Here is a 20,463-nt window from a genome sequence, read left to right on the forward strand (position 1 = left end):
AGATGAAGGAGTTGAAAATTGCGGATTATAGTATTAACAAGGATTCACCGGTATTTATAATTGCAGAATTATCGGCAAATCATAATGGAAGTATAGAAACTGCCATAGAAACGGTAAAAGCCGCAAAGAGAGCAGGTGCAGATTGTATTAAATTACAAACGTTTACGGCAGACACCATTACTCTAAATTCAAAAAACGAAGATTTTAAAATCACGCAAGGCACACTCTGGGACGGTCAGTATTTACACGATTTGTATAAAACCACCCATTTGCCATGGGAGTGGCACAGAGAGCTTATGCAAGTTGCCAAGGATGAAGGTCTCATTTGTTTTTCTTCGCCATTTGATCCAACTTCAGTGGAATTTTTAGAGACATTAGGAGTTCCTGCCTATAAGATTGCATCATTTGAAATTACCGATATTCCATTGATAGAGCTCATTGCTTCTAAAGGCAAGCCTGTAATTATTTCTACCGGCATAGCAGAAAAGGAAGACATAGTCTTAGCCTTAGATGCTTGCAAAAGAATGGGTAACGAACAAATCGCTTTATTAAAATGTACATCTAGTTACCCTGCACCTATAGACGAAGCCAATATGTGCATGGTTAAAGATTTGGCAGAGCGTTATAAGGTTATCAGTGGACTCTCTGACCATACCATGGGAAATACGGTTCCGGTAGTAGCTACGGCAATGGGCGCTAAAATCATAGAGAAGCACTTTATACTAGATCGTTCAATTGGTGGTGCCGACGCTTCTTTTTCCATGACCGAGGTCGAATTTGCCAATATGGTAAATGCAGTAAGGGAAGCAGAAAGTGCTATTGGGGTGGTCGATTATAAACTCACTGAAAAACAGCGTAAAGGCAGAGATTTCTGTAGATCACTTTATGTTGTTGAAGATATTAAAGTTGGTGAGCTATTGACCAAAGCCAATGTACGAAGCGTAAGACCGGGTTTTGGTATGCACCCTAAGCATTTTAATAAAGTTTTAGGCAAAAAAGCAAAGACAGATTTAAAAAAGGGTGAGGCCTTGAAATGGGAAATGATCAATGATTAGAATTACTACCGTAATGGACAATGAAATTAATTAAGATTAGAAAATAAGTATTCATAAATTATGAGGATTGCTTTTTATAAAATAATGTTTATATGCATTACATCGTTTTTAATGAACGATGTGGTCGCGCAGACATTGGAAAGCGATTTGTCACGAGGTTCGTATCTATTATTGCAAAAACCTTTTCAGATAGAGGCTATGGGCTTTCCTCATAGATTTGATGACCAAACCAATACCACTAAAAAAATGCAGTGGGACTTAGAAACGTTTAAGATGTCTAATTATACAAGTCATCTAGTAAGCGTTTGGAACCTGGATTGGTGGCCAGTTGGGGCAGGGGACCTGCCTTGGAGTAAGGTTGAGCAGGCCGATAAAGAAGGATTTCCAATACCATTAACGGCAACAGAGCGCAGTAAGTTCAAAAATATAGTTAGGGTACAATGGGAAGATGATAACCTTCATCCGGCGTTACCTGAAATGGTTGAAATTGCTGAACGCTGGTTCAAAGACCGTTTAGCTAACGCCGATTACAAAGATATTGTTCTAAGCATAGATTTACCACCTTATGGGTATTCATCTGATCAATTAGATGATATGTTAAAAGCGCTTCAACCTGATTTGATCATGTGGAATAGGTACCCTCAAGAGTGGTCGCAAAAGCTTCACTTAAGGCAAATTGAATATGGCTGGTATGCAATGCTCGTTTACAATAGAGATGTCGCGCAAGGGGGTAATGATAGAACAGGAAGAAAACCCGTGCCACATGGCGCCTACACACAAGCCTTCCGCAACGGCTATGCAGATGCAATGCCACATTCACGTATGTATTATAACCACTTTTTAAATCTACTTTTCGGCGCAAAATACCTATCTACTTTTTTATACACCTCTTGGCCAGTATGGAATGCAGAAGAACATGACATCAATGATCGCGACCCTAAGTTGAATCCTGAAAATGCCGGGTTGGTAAGTACGCTATTCAATTCAAAATATCCCTTTCAACCTACCGCAGAGTTTTACGTACAAAAGGAAATTAACAGACAAGTTTCAAACATAGGCAATGCGTTATTAAGATTGCAAACATCTGGTATTAGATTTGTTAGGGGAAGCAATATTGAAGCTGTTGTACAAAAGATGCCTTTTGCCGGGGGTATTTACGATTGGGATTATGGTGAAAGACCTGATCCATTGCTTACAAAGGTTTCTGTAACTCGCCCAGGTTTTAACGATACTCAAGATGTATGGGTGGGCTGGTTTCGACCCATTCACGAAACCATAGATGGTTCGGGCACCAAGAATGAAAATTATTTTATGGTCGTTAATGGCTGTTGGGATGCCAATGATGTCTCCTCTGAACAAGTCATAAAATTAGAATTCGATTTTGGTGACGATGACACTATAAACAGTCTTTTGCGAATAAGTAGGTTAACCGGTGAAATCGAAATTGTACCACTAATTAATATAACAGAGAATAGGTATTGCTTGGATCTAGTCTTAAATGGGGGAAGCGGTGATCTTTTTAAGTACAACAACGGTATCTCTTTTTTAGGTATCGAGAATAACGAATGATCATCAGTCATTAAAACCCTAACCGCAATGTTTACAAGGGTAATTTAAAACAATAATGACAAGCTCTTTAGCTTGTTACAGAACAATCAAAAACAATTAAAAAAAATAAATTAACATGAATAAAAATAAAAATATCATCACTTTTTTTTTGCTGACCCTATTAAGTTTCTCGTGTAGTAAAAAAGACAATGGCAATTTTGATGATGCAAAAGATGATGAAGAAACTTTTGAAGATGTTGACGTACCCATTGAAGGTTTGATCGCATATTATCCGTTTAATGGCAATGCCGATGATGAAAGTAGTAATGGCAATAACGGAACAACTTTTGGGGCAGTTTTGAGCACAGATCGTTTTGGAAACGACAATGCCGCTTTTCAATTTGATGGCGATAATGATTATATTGAGATAACCCCTATGTCCGATGTTTCCGCGATTGGAGATTTTACGTTTTCGGTATGGACTTATTTAGAGCAATGGGAAATTCAATCGGGGTTTAGGGAATTGGATAGACAGTATGTTTTTGACGGCCATGCCGATTCTAGTACAGCTACCGATAATTTCCTTAGACCTGGTTTTAATGTAGAGTTTGTACTTTCTTTAACTGAGCAAGAGCAAATGCAGAATTCGTTTTTCTATGCTACGGACGATATTTTGAACAATTATCTAGAAACCAATACCAATATGCCCGTAAAGGGACAATGGTACCATATCGTTTGGGGTAGAAATGGGGATCAAGATTTCACTTACGTAAATGGTGATTTAATGGTGCAAACGTATGCAAGTAAAATCAATAAGGATACGGAACTAGATATGCAGCATAACTGGTACATCGGCACCTTTTCAGGTAATAACCCCAACTATAGCGAATTCAATTATAATTTTCACGGAAAAATAGATGATATAAGATTTTATGATGTTGCCCTTGAAGAGAAATTCATTAAAGCCTTATATAGAGAGTAAAAAATGGTTTGAGACTATTTGGTAAATTTTTAAACAGCAAATTTTCTCCGCTAAATAAGTAATCGTATCTATAATAAGCAATAGGTTAAATATTGAAAAATGGATCAATACCTCATAAAATACTTGGTTGAAAATAGTGATAATCCGTTATCAAAAAAATACATCGATTTTTTTAAGGCAGAACTCGATTGGCATCTTTATATTTCAGAAACCCATATTGCAAAGTCATACCATAGAAATGCCGAAATACCCATAAAAGATAGATCAAAAAGGTTTTACCAATATGTGACGGCACTATTTTTAAATCACGGCATAAAACAATCGAATAAGTTAAATATACTATCGACCTTAAAACTATCTCAGCAGCAAACATCATTCCTCTCAGATTTAGGTTTTGATTCTTACTCACCTATTTGGCACCCGCTGCGCAAGAATAAGATTTATGGAGATTATAAAACGCTGAAATGGCATAAGAATATACAACATCGTATTAGAACCGCCGATTTTCATACTTTTCTGAAATCAGAGTTTCATCAAGAATTGGAAATTTTTCAAGAGCATTTAATTACGCAATATCAACGTCAAGATTTTAAAGCGTTATTGCTATATACCGATCAATATTTTTACAGTAAATATGCCATAGATATTTTTAAAAAATTAAATAGACCGTCTTTTGTTTTCTCTCACGGTATGCCAGGCGGTTATACACTTGCGGTAGATAACAGGGCCGATTATTTAATGGTATGGAGCGAAAAAATCAAAGCTAATTATATAAACGCTGGATTTGATGCCGATAAAGTAAAGGTGGTAGGTAACCCACATTATAAAAATATTGAAAAGCATAAGGTATTAAGATCAGACCTATCGGATATTTTGATCATCCCGGTATCATCGGTTACTTGGCATCAGCATGCTTATGATAATATTGTAACCAACGATAGTAGTCTGGTTGTCTTGTACCTGTATAAAGTACAGGCGGTATTGCAGAAGTTAGGCGTAAAAAAGGCTAGGTACAGAACGCATCCATCATTGAACAAGGGCTGGGTACACCCAATGGTTGATCAAGATTTTTATAGTATGGATACCGAACCCTTGATTACCTCTTTAAGTAGATCTTCATTGGTAATCGGTGCGGTATCTACCGTTTTATTAGAGTCGATCATGAATGGGGTTAACTATATAGGGTTCGATCCTAAAAAAGAGAGCGGTTTAAATTTCGCGGGGTATACCTCGGCACCACCTTTTGATGGTTCTGACGAAAAATTAATACTTACCGATAATGAAGAAGACCTAGAGGCAGCGTTGAAGGCCAATGCCATTACCGATTACGGTCTAGTGCACGATTATATGCAAGATTTAGACCTTACCGTTTTAAAAGAATTAATAATGGCATAATGAGCGGAAGCAAGCTTATAAAAAACACTACGATATACGCATTGGGAGACATTGTACCTAGGCTTATCGGTTTTATAGCATTGCCTATTCTCACACGATACCTAACACCCGCAGACTATGGCATTGTGAACTATGTTAATACATTGAACACATTTTTGCTGGCCATTGGCTTTTTAAGTGTCAATACTTATTTTTTGGTCCATTATTACCGATGTAAAACGACTGAAGAGAAAAAAAGGCTATTAGGGAATCTTTCCTCTTTTGTTATTCTGGTGAATATCGGTATTGTTCTTGTTTTGTTATTCTTAGGTGAATATTTCTTCAATGCCCTGGGCAGTAAAATTCCATTTTATCCGTATATCGTAATTGCGGTACTTACTAATTTTTTCAACCTTTTCTCTATACTTCCTGCCGCCCTTTTTCGGGTTATTGAGAAACCATTGCCCTTAACCGTTCTTAACGTTTTAAGAGGATTGATCGCCTTCGTTCTAACACTGGTGCTTGTAATAAAATTCGAGTATACGGCCTTGGGTGTTCTTTATGCTAATTTAATCGTCAATTTTATTTTTGCCTTTGTTTTTCTGTTCATGGTGAGGCACCATATAATTTGGAACATAAATATGCCTCAAATAAAAAAAGTGCTGATCTTTACCCTTCCTTTGGTACCGGGATCGATTGCTTATTATCTCACAACCATTTCAGATAGAATATTGATAGATAAATATTTAAGTTTAAACGATTTGGGTATTTATAGTATCGCGGCATCCATTGCGTTGATTTTAAACATATTTTCTTTTGGAGCCTACAAGGCTTTTGAACCTTACATTTTTAAAAATTGGGAAAGTGATCGCTTTTTAAGCATTTTCGAAGGCATTAGAAATGGCTTTGTGTACGTGCTGCTAATAGGTGTACTTTGTTTAAGCGTTTTCTCAAAAGAGTTTTTTCTACTAATGACCGATGTTAAGTTTCACGGCGCTTATTGGTATGTGCCTATGATCATTGTTGGCGTCTATAGTTCTTCGCTTAGTATGTTGTACGGTACCGTTATTATGGCAAGGGGAAAAACTAAAATTAATTCTCTTGTAAGTATTGTAGGGGCAACCATTAGTGTAACGTTGAATATTATATTTCTACCAAAATATGGCTTGCTAACGGCGGCGATCGTTTCGAGCTTTGCAATGACCGTTATGCTTTTCATAGCCATTTGGTATGCAAAATTGAACGTTAGTCATTACCGACCCTTTTTTAGCTTGTTGCTTGCTGCGATATCTATTTATATAATGGTTTATAGGGTAGATATTGATCACGTCTTGCTATCGATCTCACTAAAATTGGTGGGGGTATTGGTGGTTATGATAGGTATATCCATTTTACTTTCTATCAATCCCGTAAGTATGGTAAAGGGTTTTATAAAAAAATAAAAAGTATATGAAAACAGTAGCTAGAGTCATTGCATTTTACCTGCCACAGTATCATCCAATACCTGAGAACGATACTTGGTGGGGCAAGGGATTTACAGAGTGGACAAATGTTGGTAAGGCAAAACCTTTGTTTAAAGGGCATTATCAGCCAAGAGTACCGGCAGATTTAGGATATTATGATTTACGTGTTCCCGAAACAAGAAAGGCTCAGGCAGACATGGCTAAGCAATATGGTGTAGAGGGCTTTATATATTGGCATTACTGGTTCGGTAACGGAAAACGATTAATAGAGCGACCTTTTAATGAGGTTTTGGCATCTGGAGAACCAGATTTTCCTTTTTGTCTAGCTTGGGCAAATGAGACTTGGAAAGGATTTGCCCATGGCATGACCAATCGCAATATTTTAATAGAACAATTATATCCTGGTGTAGATGATTACACGGCGCATTTTTATGAAGTGCTGCCAGCTTTAAAAGATAAAAGGTATATCAAGGTAGAGGGTAAACCTTTGTTTATGATATATAAGCCTTTAGAGGAGCCAGAGGTAAATGTGTTTATGGACACGTGGAGAAAATTGGCCTTAGAAAACGGTTTGGAAGGCATTTATTTTGTGGGCCATTGTATAGACTCAAAGTTTAAGGTTAACGATGTGTTGGCCAATGGTTTTGATGGCGTTAACACCACACGCTTGTTTAACTATACCTTGAACCACCGTACGTTTGTACAAAAGCTTTACAATAGATTTAATAGAATATTCAGAGGGGTGCCCTTGGCGTATCCTTACAAAACAGTGTCAAAGTATTTTATTACACCAGAAGAAGATAAGATAGAGAACGTTTTTCCGAGCATTATACCTGGTTGGGATCATTCGGCAAGAAGTGGTCGCGAAGGCCTTGTACTTACAAATTCAACACCCGAGTATTTTGAAGAACATGTAAAGCAAATGGTCAAGGTTGTTGAACATAAAGCACCCGAGCATAAAATAATATTTTTGAAATCTTGGAACGAATGGGCAGAAGGTAATTATGTCGAACCTGATTTAAAATGGGGTAGAAAGTATTTAGAAGCATTAAAAAAACATATTGTTAAATAGGTTTTTTGAAAAATACAGGAATAGTAGTGATCAAAATCGATGGTTTCAGTAGTATAGCCAGTAATGAACGATAATTTAAATACCAATAAGATGATAGTTTATATGGGCTTCAACAATATGTTGAAGCACAAACGTGGTGTTGAAAATGTTATCGATTTTCAATATAAAGCTGCTTTTGGAAAAATAAATTATTACTTGCATTGGGATGTTCGTACCGCTGTTTATCGTTATAAAGATTTTATATGTATCTCTATAAAGAACGATACATCGAGATTTTTAGCGCTAAATTATATCTTACGAAAAATTAAAAAAAGGGATAAGTGTATATTTATTCATTCGCACAATACACTAATGAGTATAATGAGCGTCTACAAAACAGACCTATTTACGGTTCATGACGCTTTGTATTATCAGAACAAGGCGGTAGGTCATCGCTTAAGTAATTTTTTTTATTTGCTAGAAATCCTACTATATAAAAGAGTGGCATTTGTTCATTTTATTTCCGATTATGCCAAAAAGATGAGTTTGTTCTCAAATAAAAATAATTTTTCCATTATCTATAACACCTCGCATTTAGAAAAATACAAATATTCAGGACCGGTTAAGTCTACCAAGGTGCCTTACCGTTCATCGGCCATAAAGGTATTTGTGGTAAGAGGTATAGAAGAGCGTTCTAGAATAGATTTAATACTAAGTATCGCTGAAAAATTGGGTCATGGCCAATATGAATTTTTGGTAGCGGGTAAGGGTCCATTATTTGATTTTTATAATGATCAAGTAGCGGCACTTCAACTAAAAAATATTCAATTTTTAGGATTTGTCAGCGATGAGCAACTTATTTCATATTATGATGCTTGCGATTTAGTTCTAATGCCCGCAGAATATGGTGAAGGTTTTGGTCTGCCTATCATTGAAGGTTACCTGTTTAATAAACCCGTAATAGCATCTAATAGATGCGCCATACCAGAGGTCATATATTCTAATGAGTATTTGTTCGAGAATAACGTAGATAGTATCATAGAAAAATTAAAATATGCTGGTAAAGATCTAGATGATGATTACAGACTTTATTATGACACTAATTTCTCTAATACTCTTATTAACAATAAATTACATAACTTATATAAATCGCTCATAAAATGTTGATTTATAGTTTAACATTTTTGGTGCTACTGGTTTTTTCCTTTGTTGAATTAAGGACTAATGTGACCGAAACTCAACACCGGGCAATGGCTTTTTTTGTCTACGCTTTACTTGTTTTTCAGGTAGGTTTTCGATGGCAAACGGGTACCGACTGGGATAGCTATCTGCAACATTTTGAAGAAATAAATACCATCTCTGATGTTTTTCTTACCATTACCGGTTTTGAGCAAGGGTATAGTTTTTTTGTTTTGGCGGTTAAATCTATATGGAATAGTTATACAGCCTTTCTAGTGGCACACGCCCTATTTTACTATGCATTGGTATTTTCGGCCTTTAAAAAGTTAAGCCCATATTTCTTTATCTCGATGATGCTTTTCTATGCCACTAATATGGGTGTTCTAGGCGCCAATAGGCAATTAATAGCCCTTGGTATTTGCTTATTTTCTTTACGTTATGTTATAGATCGTAGTGTTGTTAAATTCTTTCTTTGTATCGGTTTTGCCTTTTTCTTTCATAGTACGGCGATTATGTTCGTGGTCTACTATTTTTTATACCGTGATATTGACCGTTTTTGGATTTTTGCCTTACTTATTGTTTCCTTTATCATTGGAAAAACCGGACTTCCGTTTTTTCTTTTTTCTTTTCTGGGGGATAATATTGGCGGTATGGGATCCGCCAAAGTACTTTATTATACAGAAAGGTACCAAGAAGATTCTGAGCTTTACCGGTTGGGTATTATGGGACTTGTTAAGCGATTGGTCTTTATAGGCTTGTTCATTTATAATTATGATTATTTAACGGCTAAACTTTCTTACTATAAACTTATTTTCAATGGATATTTTGTGGGGCTTATTATCTACTTTTTATTCTCAAGTTCAATACTTGTGCTCGTAAATAGGGGAGGTCTTTATTTTGCTACAATGGAGGTGTTATTGTTGGCTAGTCAATTTCTTTTATTGAAGAATAAAGATCATAAAGTGTTGATGTTGGTTATCATTTTCGTGGCATCTATCTTTTTGTTTTATCAATCTTTGGCTAATTATGGAGATTTGTTCATACCCTATAAAGGTATTTTTATAAATGAGGATTTTCACAGATACCGACTAGATTAACCCATATGGTTTAAAAAGAAAGATGCAAAAACAGACCCTAGTAATCTCATCTATAAATTTCTTTGAAGGAGGCCCCTTGTCTATCTTAACGGATTGTTTGGTTTACCTAAACAATAGTTCTTACCCTAAAACGTATAGAATCATTGCATTGGTTCATAAGAAAGGGCTTTTTGATCAAAAAGATTTTGAAAATATCGAGTTTGTCGCTTTTCCTAAATCTAGAACTTCATATATATATCGCTTATATTATGAATATTTTCATTTTAAAAAATTCGCCGAACAGCATAACGCTTCTTTTTGGCTGTCGCTTCATGACATTACACCAAATATAGGTAATGTGCCACAGGCTGTTTATTGCCATAATCCATCACCCTTTAACAAACTAAATGTTAGCGATTTATATATTCAACCCGTACAGTTTTTTTTCAGGTTGTTTTATAAGTATTTGTATCAAATTAATATTAAAAGAAACAAATATGTAATCGTACAGCAATTATGGATAAAGCAAAGATTTAAGGAAATGTTTGGTTTAGAGGGTGATCAAATTATGGTCGCAACTCCTCAATTGCCCATAATTTCAAAGGTTTATCTTAATAAATGTAAAGACCCGGGTAATGAGGGGAAATCATTCTTTTTTCCCACCTTTCCAAGACCTTTTAAGAATATTGAGGTGATTTGTGAGGCGGTAAAAGTATTATCGTACAAAACCAATGAAAAATTCAAGGTAGTCATTACCATTGATGGTTCCGAAAACACCTATTCAAAGCGCATCGTTGAAAAATATGGCCATTTAAAAAGTCTTGATTTTATTGGGTTGATTAAAAGAGATGAGGTCTATGAGCATTACTCAACATGCGACTGCTTAATTTTTCCATCGAAGTTAGAAACTTGGGGGTTGCCAATAAGCGAGTTTAAACAATTTAATAAACAAATGTTGTTAGCCGATAAACCTTATGCAAGGGAGACGGTGGGCCACTATGAAAAAGTTAACTTTTTTAATGTTGATGACCCGACTGGTCTTGCCAATTTAATGTTGGCAGCGTTGAGTGATCATTTAATTTCGGAAAAAACAGTCAAGATTATTTACGAACAGCCATTTGCAGCTAATTGGGATGGTGTTTTTAAAAAATTATTACACTAGAATTTAATATTAGAACGAATGATAAAAAAGTACGGTATACTAGGTACGTTCAAGTTAATTGTATCATTGATATATACAAAGTTGTTTTTCTCCAACGCAAGATTAATTAGGTTGCCATTTGATATACGAAATAAGAGATATATTAAAATCGGGGATAATTTCACTACGGGTTTTGGTTGCAGGATCGAGGCTTTTCCTTTGAACGAAAAAAATGGAATATGTCTAACGATAGGGAATAACGTTGAGATAAACGATTATGTACATATCGCCTCGGTAGGGTCGGTAATTATCGGCGATAATGTATTATTGGCTAGTAAGATTTATATCTCTGACTGTTTACACGGCACATATTCAGGGGACACGGGTCATAGCCATGCGGATACTACACCTAATTCTAGGGCATTTAGTTCTAAAGCAGTAGTAATTAAAGATAATGTATGGATAGGAGAGTTCGTTAGCGTTCTTCCTGGTGTAACCATAGGTAAAGGATGTGTTATAGGTGCTAATGCCGTTGTTTCAAAATCGCTTCCCGATTACGTAATCGCAGTTGGTAATCCTGCAAAACCGATTAAATCTTTTAATTTTAAAACGGAAAGATGGGAGTCTATTTAAGGACAAAGACTTTTAAATCCATTTTCGTTTATATAAGGCTTCATTATAGAATTCTTTAGTGATTTCGTAAAATAAAGGTGTAAATAATTAGAATTTGATTTAATTCATCAATAATTAACACTTTCCAGCGTGTCAATCACCTAAATAACTCCAAACATTACCACATCATTATATCAGTATTACCTTCTTATTGTACAAAATAAATAGTTACAAACTGTTTAAATCAATAGTTTGAAACCCATTGTTTAAAGGGGTAATCATCTATCAGGAAAATTATTCGTTCAATTAGACTAATATGTATAATTTTTGTTGAGGTATGGATTTCAAATTCCTGCAAATCAAAAACTACCTTACGACTATCATTTATTATTTCTTACCCAAACGTTATTTAATTTCAGTTGGAACAAGCAATAATAGAATACCATAAGGTTAAATGAATGAAATTTCAATAATTACGGCATCTCTAGTGGTCTATCACAATTCTAAGGAAGATATTAGATATGTTATTGATTCATTCCTTGGATTTGGCAACAATACGGTGCTTTTTGTCGTTGATAATTCTGCAGATAATGCCTTAGAGGAATTATGCAACGATGAACGAATTATTTATATTTTTAACGGTGCCAATTTGGGTTTTGGTACAGCACACAATATCGCTTTCAAAAAAGCGTATAAGCTGAATAGTACTTATCATATTTTGCTTAATCCAGACGTGCATTTTGAGTCTAAGATAATTCAGAATTTAATAGACAAAGCTAATTCTAATCCGTCTATTGGCCTGTTAATGCCTAAAGTTGAGTATCCAGATGGTGAAACACAGTATTTATGCAAATTACTTCCTTCCCCTAAGGATTTAATCTTAAGGAGGTTTTTACCCTTTAATAATCTTAAGAACCGACTTAGAAATCGGTACGAATTACGTTTTTTCTCATACAATTCAGAGGTTCAAATTCCAGTACTTTCTGGCTGTTTTGCGTTTATAAGGACAGCAGTTTTAAGAAATGTGGATGGTTTTGATGAACGCTTTTTTATGTATTTAGAGGATGTGGATCTTTGTAGAAGAATAGGTAAGGTGAGCCGCCTAATATATTATCCTAAAGTTAAAATTACGCATAATTACGCTAAAGGTTCTTATATAAACCATAGACTCTTAAAGTATCATATACGCTCGGCCGTTTGTTATTTTAATAAGTGGGGATGGTTTTATGATAGTGATAGGTCTAAAATTAACCATGATGCATTAGAGCGACTAAACTATAAAAATCTATAGCCTTAAAAATGTTTATACTAATACATTGTGGATTGTATTTTATAAAAGCACGCTGAATCTCTATTCAAAATATCCATAATTAATAGAGTAAAAGTTAATTCTAGAATTATACTATTAAAAATCGAAAAGAACAATAAAATACTCCAGAGGAAATGTTTGATATTAAAAATTTAGTAACATCTTCGCAAATAATCAATGCAAGCTTTTATTCATTTCAAACGGTTAACCTATTTAATGGATATAGAATCGACAAATAGTCGTTTATCTGGAAACATTAGTTTTCATGCACGTTATTCTAGAAATAAAATTCATTCAGCGCTAAAAACGGTTGCCCTTAGTTATTTTTATTTTATTAATTTGTGATAAAGAGTATTGTTGTGCCAATTGGTATGGGCATAAATGTTTAACGACTAAAGCAAAGGGACATTTTAATAGAATAGGTCGCTGATGAATTTTATGGCAGAAAAAAGAGGCATTATGCAAAATAACAGTTTTGAATTAGGGTCTATTAAAGATGATTCGTTCAATTTTAGGGAAACCTTAAATAAATACATATACCATTGGAAATGGTTTTTATTTAGCATATTTATCACATTAATATTCTCGGGGATTTACCTATTAATTACTCCAAAAAAATACCAAGTAGCCTCTGCTATACTCATTACTGAGCTTGATGAAGGACAAACGAGCACAGAAAGTTCAGCTTTTGGAGATCTTGGTCTTTTTGATGGCCCAAAAAATTCATTAGATACAGAAATAAGTATTTTAAAGTCAATTAAGTTACTAAAAGAAGTAGTTAAGGAACTTGATTTGAATATTAGCTATCAAAGAAAGGAATATGGTTTGATGAAAGAAATTTATTCTCAAGAAGTTCCCTTTAAATTCAATTTATCCATTAAAGATTCAATATTGGAACAATTGAGTTATCAATTTTCGATGATAGCATTATCCAAATCAAAATTTACTTTATTTGATAATGAAGGCAATCTGCTGATAAATGGTTCTTTTGGTGAGAAAGTTTCTATTGAACACGGCGATGTTATTGTCACCCCAAGATTATCGGAAAATATTATATTGAATCGAAAAATTTTGATAAATATTAGCCCTTTGGAAGATGTGGCTATGAACCTACAGTCTCGCATTAAAATAACACCAGAAACCAGGAATTCCAATCTCTTGCTGTTAACACTCATTGATCCTTTTAAATTAAGAGCACAGTCCATATTAAATACTTTGGTGATTCACTATAACAAAGACGCGATTCATTATAAGAACTCGATTGCTAGTAGTACTGATGATTTTCTCAATAAAAGAATTGCTGATATTTCATTAGAATTGACCGGTTTTGATAGGGGAGTGGAGACTTATAAAAAAAGAAATAAGCTAAGTGATATTAATTCTGAAGAAGGGATTGTTTTAACATCCAATGCAGGGATTGGTAATCAAATTATACAGTTAACCTCTCAAATTAAGCTGATAGATTACATCAGTGAATACATAAAAACAAATAAGAATAATTTAATTCCTCAAAACTTGGGGCTACAAGACGCCAATTTTAGAGAAACTATAGTGAATTATAATAACTTTCTTCTAGAAAAGAATAATTTATTGAAAAGCGCAAGTGAACAAAATCCTTTGGTCCAAGGTTTGGAGAATAAGCTAAATCAATTAAGGATAAGCATTAAGCAAAGTATGCTAAATACGCGTAAATCACTCACTTTTTCTTTAGAAGAAGCCAAACGGGAAGAATCAAAATTAGCATCAAAAATAGCATCATCACCTAGAGTAGAAAGGGAAATAAAAGATATTCAACGCCAACAAGAGATTGTAGAAACTTTATATTTATATCTTTTAGAGAAAAAGGAGGAAAATTCTATTTCTTTGGCAATCACAGCACCAAATGCTAAAGTTATAGACACGGCCTATGGAAGAAACGTACCTGTTTCACCTAGAAAATTGATGGTATTGTTTGTGGGATTAACTTTAGGTATAGTGTTTCCTTTTGGATTTATTTTTTTACAATCTTTGTTTGATAATAAAATTCATATACAAGAAGATATTGAAGATGTTATTGGAGGAACAATATTGGGTGATATCCCAATATCTAGTACTTCGGATAAGCTTATTTCTTTTGAATTGAAAAATAATTTGACGGAGTCTTTTAGATTGTTAAGAACTAACGTGGATTATGTATTGGGTAACTCACCTGCTGGAAAAATTATTTTTGTTTCATCTACGATAGCAGGTGAAGGAAAAACATTTATTGCTATTAACCTTGCTAAGGCATTTTCTTTGATAGGAAAAAAAGTATTATTGATTGGAGCTGATATTAGAAAACCAAAGATTGAAGAATACATTAATACTAAGCAAGAAAAAGGACTAACTGATTTTTTAATAGATAGGAGTTTAGAATTATCAAAAATTATTATTTCTTATAAGAAAACTAATATTGATATATTGGCGGCAAGTAGAACACCCATAAATCCTTCTGAATTATTAATCAATGATCGTTTTGAAGAAGTAATGAAATATGGCAATAACAATTATGATTATGTAATTGTAGATACTGCTCCAATAAACTTGGCAACGGACACATTACTAATTAGTCATCATGCTGATTTATTTATTTATATTATTAGGGCTAATCATTTAAACAAACGATTATTGAAAATTCCGAAAAAAATGTTTGACAATAAAAGGTTGCCAAATATGACTTTTCTTTTAAATGGTGTCAATTATGAAAAGGAGGGGTATAGTGGTTCATATGGTTATGGAGAGGAATATTCAAATAAGTTATGGTTTCAAAAACTCTTTTAACGAACAACAAAAGTAGCCAGTACAATGACAGGAACTTAATTTAATCAAAAATCCGTCCTATGGATTAGGTGGGGGATGCTCACAAAGCTGACACTTTGGTAAAAAGATTCAGAAAACATTTGTTTTGGGGCCTTCAATACCTTAACAACACATCTCTCAATTATGGTTCAATCCTGAACTATATTATAAATAGTAGTACAAATACATCGGTAGAATCCTTCAAAGCAAAAGCTTTTAAGACCAAGTTTAGAGGGGTTAAAAAGTTAGAATTCTCCCTTTACAGATTAAGCACAGTTTTTGCATAAACACAACAATTGGTCTAGACCCTAAAGTTTTTTGTAAATGTAATTCTGGAATTAACCAAATTTCATATCCTTTTACAATTAAATAATTGGGAATAGAGAAGTACTGTAAAATACTGCAAAAAAGTAAAAAAAAGTCAAAAATGCCGGGGTCATGAAGATAATTCAACATAGCAAAACTTGAAAATTGAACACCGTTCCTCAGAGGAATTATTTAGAACAGGGGAACTGCAAAAGGGAACAGGCTCCTATATTGTGGCATCTCTGGTCTTGGTTACCCTTATCTGCTTTTCGATTAGTCGTATTAGAGTAGCGGTCCAATAAAAAATATGGAAGAATTTCAAAAATTAACAGCCCTTTTTAAATATTGCTTTTATGATTTACTCCTTGTACGATAAACAATAAAACTTCAAAACCAATCTAATTCCATAGTTTCATTTGGTCATATGATGATATGTTCAAATGACCATAACTATATAGTAATATGGAAATATAGAAGGAAATATGACTAGGTTCCAATATTCGTATATAGTGATAGTTGTTTTATATGGGCTAAGGACAAACACCCTAAGAATGAATGTCCGTTTCTTTTAAGCGCAGCGTACTTTTAGGCTATCTTTCTCCCTGTCCATAATTTTAGGACTGTTTATTGTGGGTAACAATCCTTTATGATTCGAAGTATTTGTTGTCAGGGGGAAAAAGACGAACAATTTTGAAAAAAGTGCGATGGTCCGAATGTGTGTTGGCTTTACATTAAGAAAAAGGTATGCAGTAAGCAACCCTGGGCTTTAAAATTAAGTTGTCGAAATTTAATAGCAAGCACTGGTCATCCTAAGTATTTCGGGAAATCCGACCAATTGTTTTTGAAAAAACCATATAGAAGTCCTTATCCCCAACCATAAGCTCTTAAAAGGAACAGATTTTAAATGCCCATTGAATTATGGAACAGACCAAATACGATTAAGAGTTGATGGGTATGTAAGACCATTTGGCCTGATCTTTCTATATACTCAATCATCTTTTACCGTTATTCTAGTTTTTCTAAAAGTGGTGTACACTACTTTGTGTACAGCACTCAAATTCTAATTCTTCACTTGCCCTTAGGTTTGCCATAAGTTAATCGGAGGTCACGTAGCAAGCTATGTTTTTGCTAGCAAAAACTGCTCACTTTGTTCGCAAGCTTGTCGGGGATTCTCCCCAAACCCCAAAACTATGGCACGTCCAAAAAAGAATTTGGAATCGTTACGGGCAATGCAGATCAACATAAGATATAGTATATACGAATATCTCGTGGTTTCTGATAATGCGAATTGTCTTGGAATTTCAGTAGCCGATTACATAAGGAGAAGAACTACGGGAGTGGTACTACCAAGAAAAAAAGTCTCAACAGAGGATAGAAGGCTATTTATAGAATTGAGCCGGGTTGGGAACAATATCAACCAACTCACCAAAAAAGCCCACTCTGGCAACCACTATCCAAGACAATTACAAAATGAACTGAAAGAACTTAGAAAGTTGTTGAATGCCCTGACCTTAAAAATCATTGACCATGATAGCTAAGATCATCAAGGGGAAGGATTTCTATGGTGTCCTGGCCTATAACGACCAAAAGGTAGGACAAGGGAGTGCCCACATCATCGATGCCAATATTGGTCTTGGTTCAACGGTAGAAAATACCAATACTTTTAATTTGGTTCGGGCATTACGGCCCAATTTGGGAAAAGCAGTATTGCACGTTTCCTTAAACTTGCCTTATCAGGATACGCTTTCCGATAAGGAATTCGCCAAACTAGGCCATGATTACCTGACAGGCATGGGATTCGATGACAACCAATATATCATCTACAGGCACCATGACCAAAAACACCAGCACATCCATATCATTGCCAATCGGGTAGGTTACTCTGGTAAGGTGGTAAGCGATGCCAAGGACCTGTTCCGTAGTAAAAAAATATTGCGAAAACTGGAAATAGACTACAAACTCACCCAATTGGATGGGACCATAGTCAAAAAGGAATCCCCCATTAGCCAACAGGAAATTGAAAAGGCATTACGTACCGGGAATGCCCCAATACGCTACATCTTGCTGGAGAAAGTAAGACTGGCTATCCATAAATCACTGGATACCCAAGGATTTATCGAAAAACTACATGCCCAAAACGTTCATCCAAGGTTCAACGTAAGCAGGACAACGGGTAGGGTAAGCGGAATTTCATTTGAACATGATGGGATCATATACAAGGGCAGTACCCTGGGTAGGGGCTATTCATGGAACGCCATCATCAAACACATAGATTATGAACAAGACAGAGACCGTGCAATTGTTCTCCAAACTAATTCAGCAGAACAAAGAAATTTTAGAGGAATTATCTCGGCTAAAGAGCGGGCAGGAGAAAATCCGGAACAACCAAAAGGTGCTATCGGAGGGGCAGGGGAAATTGTTGGCCAACCAACGGACCATTTGGGACTTTCTGAAAAAGATGTCCTAGGGCAGGAACCTTTCAATAATTACAAAAACGAACTGGATGGTCCGCTCTGGAGAAAGCGAAGGAAAAAAGGGAGAAAAAGGCAGTATTAACAAATGGGTCTAGGTGCGGATAACATATTGAACCTTTTGGTAGACAGTCTTACAGTTGAAGAACTGGAAGCCGCACTCCGGCGCAAAAAAGGTATTTCAAATACGCTTCCAAAACCCATGACCGAAAAGGAACGCCTCTTCGATGAATATAGAAAACGAATGATAGCCTTGGGCATCCTACATCCACCGAGAACCAATTGATCTTATCTTAATTTAAATAACCACTATAATCCTCGGGCAATTCGGCATCGATATCCCTTAAATAAGCCGTTAATGCCTCCAATGTGGAGTGTCCGGTAATCAGCATCAGTCTGTCATAGGTCTCGGTAGTGGAATAATCCTTTCTCAATTCACGGTATAGCTTGGTAATAAAGGTATGTCGAAAGGAATAGACCGTATGGTCCTTGCCCAACTGAAAAGAATTTCCTTCCTGCTTTAAAAATAGATTATATTGGATTTTGGCCTTTTTGAAGCGCTTTGAAAAATAGTTGCGTCTATTGGTCTCCGTCGTGTCCCATGGACCGACACCCTCAGGTGATACCAGAAAATGGTCGGCATTCGAAAGCTCAAGTTTTTTCAGCTCATCCAGGATCTGGTCGGGGATGATCTTCGTCTTTACCAATTTGTTCTTGGCCCTGACCTGAAGTTCTTTCTGACCAAAATTTATGTCACCTATCTTTAATCGGCACACCTCTATAGGTCTCAGGAAATTATAGGAGACCATTTTTATGAAGAAAAGGAGTTGGGGGTCATTATCCTTTAAAAAGTCATAAAGGCCGTCAACGATATTGAGTGCATAGGTCTTGTTCCGTTTGGGATTGGTCTTTAACTTCTTGATGTTATGTATAAAATTCCTAGGGATGATCTCATTGTCTTCCAGAACTGAAAAAAGAGCACCTAATACTACCTTGGTATTGTTACGGTTACGGGCACTGGATGTTTTTTGTATCTCGTTAAGATGCCCATTGACCACTTTTTTGTCGATGTCAAGAATATTTCGATGAAGAAGGCAATGCTCCTTTAAATAGCCTTTGAATCTTCCCAACCGGCTCTTATAATCCCTTATCGAGGTCTCGCTTAAAAGACTTTTCTTTAGGTCAAAAGCAAAATCAAGTGCGGATTCGGCTGTATAGGCCATAATTTTTCCGTCAACTTTTTCTACATAGGGTGAATATCCGTCCTTCAACATTTGGTGCAGGGCATCACGTATCAACTGTAAATGGAACAGACGCTCCTTTTTGGCCTTATATCGCTGATTAACTTTTAAGGTTATGGGTGTTTGACGTTTTAAAATGGGATTTCCCTTAGCATCTTTTTTTGTGGGATGTTCGAAGGAATAATAGACATACCAACGTTTGGAAAGGTCAAAATCCTCCCCACCATGGTATATTTTTGGCTCTGTAAATTTTTTTTTCAAACCGTGACTGTATGCGGTAGCGTATGCGGTTTGTAAGGTATTAAAAAAATAACCCATTGACAAGAGGTTTAAGAACCTATTAATCAATGGGTTAATTAGTAGCGGGAACTGGACTCGAACCAGTGACCTTCGGGTTATGAGCTCTCTGGTTGGATTTTTTCCAACAGTTTTATTGGGCTCAGACGCTATCAAATTATAAAATCGTATGCAAAAACGTATGCAGTTTTAGTTTTCTGATTGTTAATAAATATTTTAAGCAATTTATCTAAAAAAAGTAACTAATTCGCACTTTATTAGTTTTTTATCATATACTGATTAGGCTATCTCAAAAATGAACTTTAGGTTGTCTTGTCCTGAAATATTGCTACAGGTTAAAATTGGATTTACGCTGTTAATTTATATACCATATTCGGTGTTTTATATTCTAAAGATAAATGTAACCTAATTTCATTGTAAAGATTAATTGCATTTTTTGTTGCTCTTTTAGCGTGTTGCAGGCTATCAAAGGTCTGGTCAAGATAAAATTCGTCTTTTAGAATACCATTTACCCTTTCTGCCACGGCATTTTCGTAACAAT

The 20,463-nt window shown here is 35.2% G+C and carries 18 protein-coding genes; 16 read left to right on the forward strand and 2 right to left on the reverse strand.

All coding sequences use genetic code 11. The features are described from left to right. The first annotated feature begins 2 nt into the window (after positions 1-2). From pseI to ACOCEA_RS07130, 16 genes are all read left to right on the forward strand, one after another. A complete protein-coding gene (gene pseI, locus ACOCEA_RS07055; protein WP_420755509.1) occupies positions 3-1,055 on the forward strand; it encodes a pseudaminic acid synthase in 1,053 nt (350 codons plus the stop codon). 60 nt (positions 1,056-1,115) lie between these two features. Next, positions 1,116-2,624, forward strand: a complete 1,509-nt coding sequence (locus tag ACOCEA_RS07060) for a hypothetical protein (RefSeq protein ID WP_420755510.1) — start codon at positions 1,116-1,118, stop codon at positions 2,622-2,624. Between the two features lie 115 nt (positions 2,625-2,739). Continuing rightward, positions 2,740-3,585 carry a LamG-like jellyroll fold domain-containing protein gene (locus ACOCEA_RS07065; RefSeq protein ID WP_420755511.1) on the forward strand — a complete coding sequence of 282 codons (846 nt, stop codon included), beginning with the start codon at positions 2,740-2,742 and terminating at the stop codon, positions 3,583-3,585. Between the two features lie 99 nt (positions 3,586-3,684). Further along, on the forward strand, positions 3,685-4,980 hold the full coding sequence (locus ACOCEA_RS07070) for a hypothetical protein (protein ID WP_420755512.1): 1,296 nt from the start codon (positions 3,685-3,687) through the stop codon (positions 4,978-4,980). After that, the gene (locus ACOCEA_RS07075; protein ID WP_420755513.1) at positions 4,980-6,401 is read left to right on the forward strand and encodes an oligosaccharide flippase family protein; all 1,422 of its coding nucleotides are present in this window, start codon (positions 4,980-4,982) and stop codon (positions 6,399-6,401) included. Before ACOCEA_RS07070 ends, ACOCEA_RS07075 begins: the two co-directional genes overlap by 1 nt. 7 nt (positions 6,402-6,408) lie before the next feature. Then, positions 6,409-7,494, forward strand: coding sequence for a glycosyltransferase WbsX family protein (locus tag ACOCEA_RS07080; RefSeq protein WP_420755514.1), 1,086 nt, complete (start codon positions 6,409-6,411; stop codon positions 7,492-7,494). A 63-nt stretch (positions 7,495-7,557) separates the two neighbouring features. Next, a complete protein-coding gene (locus ACOCEA_RS07085; RefSeq protein ID WP_420755515.1) occupies positions 7,558-8,640 on the forward strand; it encodes a glycosyltransferase family 4 protein in 1,083 nt (360 codons plus the stop codon). Next, entirely contained in the window at positions 8,634-9,749 is a 1,116-nt protein-coding gene (locus ACOCEA_RS07090) for an EpsG family protein (protein WP_420755516.1), read from the forward strand. Before ACOCEA_RS07085 ends, ACOCEA_RS07090 begins: the two co-directional genes overlap by 7 nt. 22 nt (positions 9,750-9,771) lie before the next feature. After that, positions 9,772-10,890, forward strand: coding sequence for a glycosyltransferase (locus ACOCEA_RS07095; RefSeq protein WP_420755517.1), 1,119 nt, complete (start codon positions 9,772-9,774; stop codon positions 10,888-10,890). Between the two features lie 18 nt (positions 10,891-10,908). Beyond that, positions 10,909-11,502: an LbetaH domain-containing protein gene (locus ACOCEA_RS07100; protein WP_420755518.1), complete on the forward strand. Its 594-nt coding sequence runs from the start codon at positions 10,909-10,911 to the stop codon at positions 11,500-11,502. 433 nt (positions 11,503-11,935) lie between these two features. Next, positions 11,936-12,772 carry a glycosyltransferase family 2 protein gene (locus tag ACOCEA_RS07105; RefSeq protein WP_420755519.1) on the forward strand — a complete coding sequence of 279 codons (837 nt, stop codon included), beginning with the start codon at positions 11,936-11,938 and terminating at the stop codon, positions 12,770-12,772. Positions 12,773-13,228: 456 nt separating this feature from the next. Then, on the forward strand, positions 13,229-15,589 hold the full coding sequence (locus ACOCEA_RS07110) for a GumC family protein (protein WP_420755520.1): 2,361 nt from the start codon (positions 13,229-13,231) through the stop codon (positions 15,587-15,589). Between the two features lie 482 nt (positions 15,590-16,071). Continuing rightward, positions 16,072-16,215 carry a hypothetical protein gene (locus ACOCEA_RS07115; protein ID WP_420755521.1) on the forward strand — a complete coding sequence of 48 codons (144 nt, stop codon included), beginning with the start codon at positions 16,072-16,074 and terminating at the stop codon, positions 16,213-16,215. Between the two features lie 888 nt (positions 16,216-17,103). Continuing rightward, positions 17,104-17,451, forward strand: coding sequence for a plasmid mobilization protein (locus ACOCEA_RS07120; protein WP_420755522.1), 348 nt, complete (start codon positions 17,104-17,106; stop codon positions 17,449-17,451). Further along, positions 17,441-18,469, forward strand: coding sequence for a relaxase/mobilization nuclease domain-containing protein (locus ACOCEA_RS07125; protein WP_420755523.1), 1,029 nt, complete (start codon positions 17,441-17,443; stop codon positions 18,467-18,469). The genes ACOCEA_RS07120 and ACOCEA_RS07125 overlap by 11 nt, the downstream gene beginning before the upstream one ends. A 3-nt stretch (positions 18,470-18,472) precedes the next feature. Further along, positions 18,473-18,670 carry a hypothetical protein gene (locus tag ACOCEA_RS07130; RefSeq protein WP_420755524.1) on the forward strand — a complete coding sequence of 66 codons (198 nt, stop codon included), beginning with the start codon at positions 18,473-18,475 and terminating at the stop codon, positions 18,668-18,670. 7 nt (positions 18,671-18,677) lie between these two features. On the opposite strand, the gene ACOCEA_RS07135 is transcribed toward ACOCEA_RS07130, so the two are convergent. Next, complete coding sequence (locus ACOCEA_RS07135; protein WP_420755525.1) at positions 18,678-19,943, reverse strand: tyrosine-type recombinase/integrase; 1,266 nt, start codon at positions 19,941-19,943, stop codon at positions 18,678-18,680. 326 nt (positions 19,944-20,269) lie between these two features. Beyond that, the coding region (locus tag ACOCEA_RS07140) for an integrase core domain-containing protein (RefSeq protein ID WP_420754142.1) at positions 20,270-20,463 on the reverse strand (194 nt) is incomplete at its 5' end.

Source organism: Maribacter luteocoastalis, from assembly GCF_048890225.1.
Lineage (GTDB): Bacteria > Bacteroidota > Bacteroidia > Flavobacteriales > Flavobacteriaceae > Maribacter > Maribacter luteocoastalis.

Coding starts and splice junctions, on each gene's coding strand:
- ACOCEA_RS07120 (WP_420755522.1), top strand. CDS start 17,104: ATGGCACGTCCAAAAAAGAATTTGGAATCGTTACGGGCAATGCAGATC.
- pseI (WP_420755509.1), top strand. CDS start 3: ATGAAGGAGTTGAAAATTGCGGATTATAGTATTAACAAGGATTCACCG.
- ACOCEA_RS07130 (WP_420755524.1), top strand. CDS start 18,473: ATGGGTCTAGGTGCGGATAACATATTGAACCTTTTGGTAGACAGTCTT.
- ACOCEA_RS07070 (WP_420755512.1), top strand. CDS start 3,685: ATGGATCAATACCTCATAAAATACTTGGTTGAAAATAGTGATAATCCG.
- ACOCEA_RS07060 (WP_420755510.1), top strand. CDS start 1,116: ATGAGGATTGCTTTTTATAAAATAATGTTTATATGCATTACATCGTTT.
- ACOCEA_RS07090 (WP_420755516.1), top strand. CDS start 8,634: ATGTTGATTTATAGTTTAACATTTTTGGTGCTACTGGTTTTTTCCTTT.
- ACOCEA_RS07135 (WP_420755525.1), bottom strand. CDS start 19,943: ATGGGTTATTTTTTTAATACCTTACAAACCGCATACGCTACCGCATAC.
- ACOCEA_RS07095 (WP_420755517.1), top strand. CDS start 9,772: ATGCAAAAACAGACCCTAGTAATCTCATCTATAAATTTCTTTGAAGGA.
- ACOCEA_RS07125 (WP_420755523.1), top strand. CDS start 17,441: ATGATAGCTAAGATCATCAAGGGGAAGGATTTCTATGGTGTCCTGGCC.
- ACOCEA_RS07075 (WP_420755513.1), top strand. CDS start 4,980: ATGAGCGGAAGCAAGCTTATAAAAAACACTACGATATACGCATTGGGA.
- ACOCEA_RS07110 (WP_420755520.1), top strand. CDS start 13,229: ATGGCAGAAAAAAGAGGCATTATGCAAAATAACAGTTTTGAATTAGGG.
- ACOCEA_RS07105 (WP_420755519.1), top strand. CDS start 11,936: ATGAATGAAATTTCAATAATTACGGCATCTCTAGTGGTCTATCACAAT.
- ACOCEA_RS07065 (WP_420755511.1), top strand. CDS start 2,740: ATGAATAAAAATAAAAATATCATCACTTTTTTTTTGCTGACCCTATTA.
- ACOCEA_RS07080 (WP_420755514.1), top strand. CDS start 6,409: ATGAAAACAGTAGCTAGAGTCATTGCATTTTACCTGCCACAGTATCAT.
- ACOCEA_RS07085 (WP_420755515.1), top strand. CDS start 7,558: ATGAACGATAATTTAAATACCAATAAGATGATAGTTTATATGGGCTTC.
- ACOCEA_RS07100 (WP_420755518.1), top strand. CDS start 10,909: ATGATAAAAAAGTACGGTATACTAGGTACGTTCAAGTTAATTGTATCA.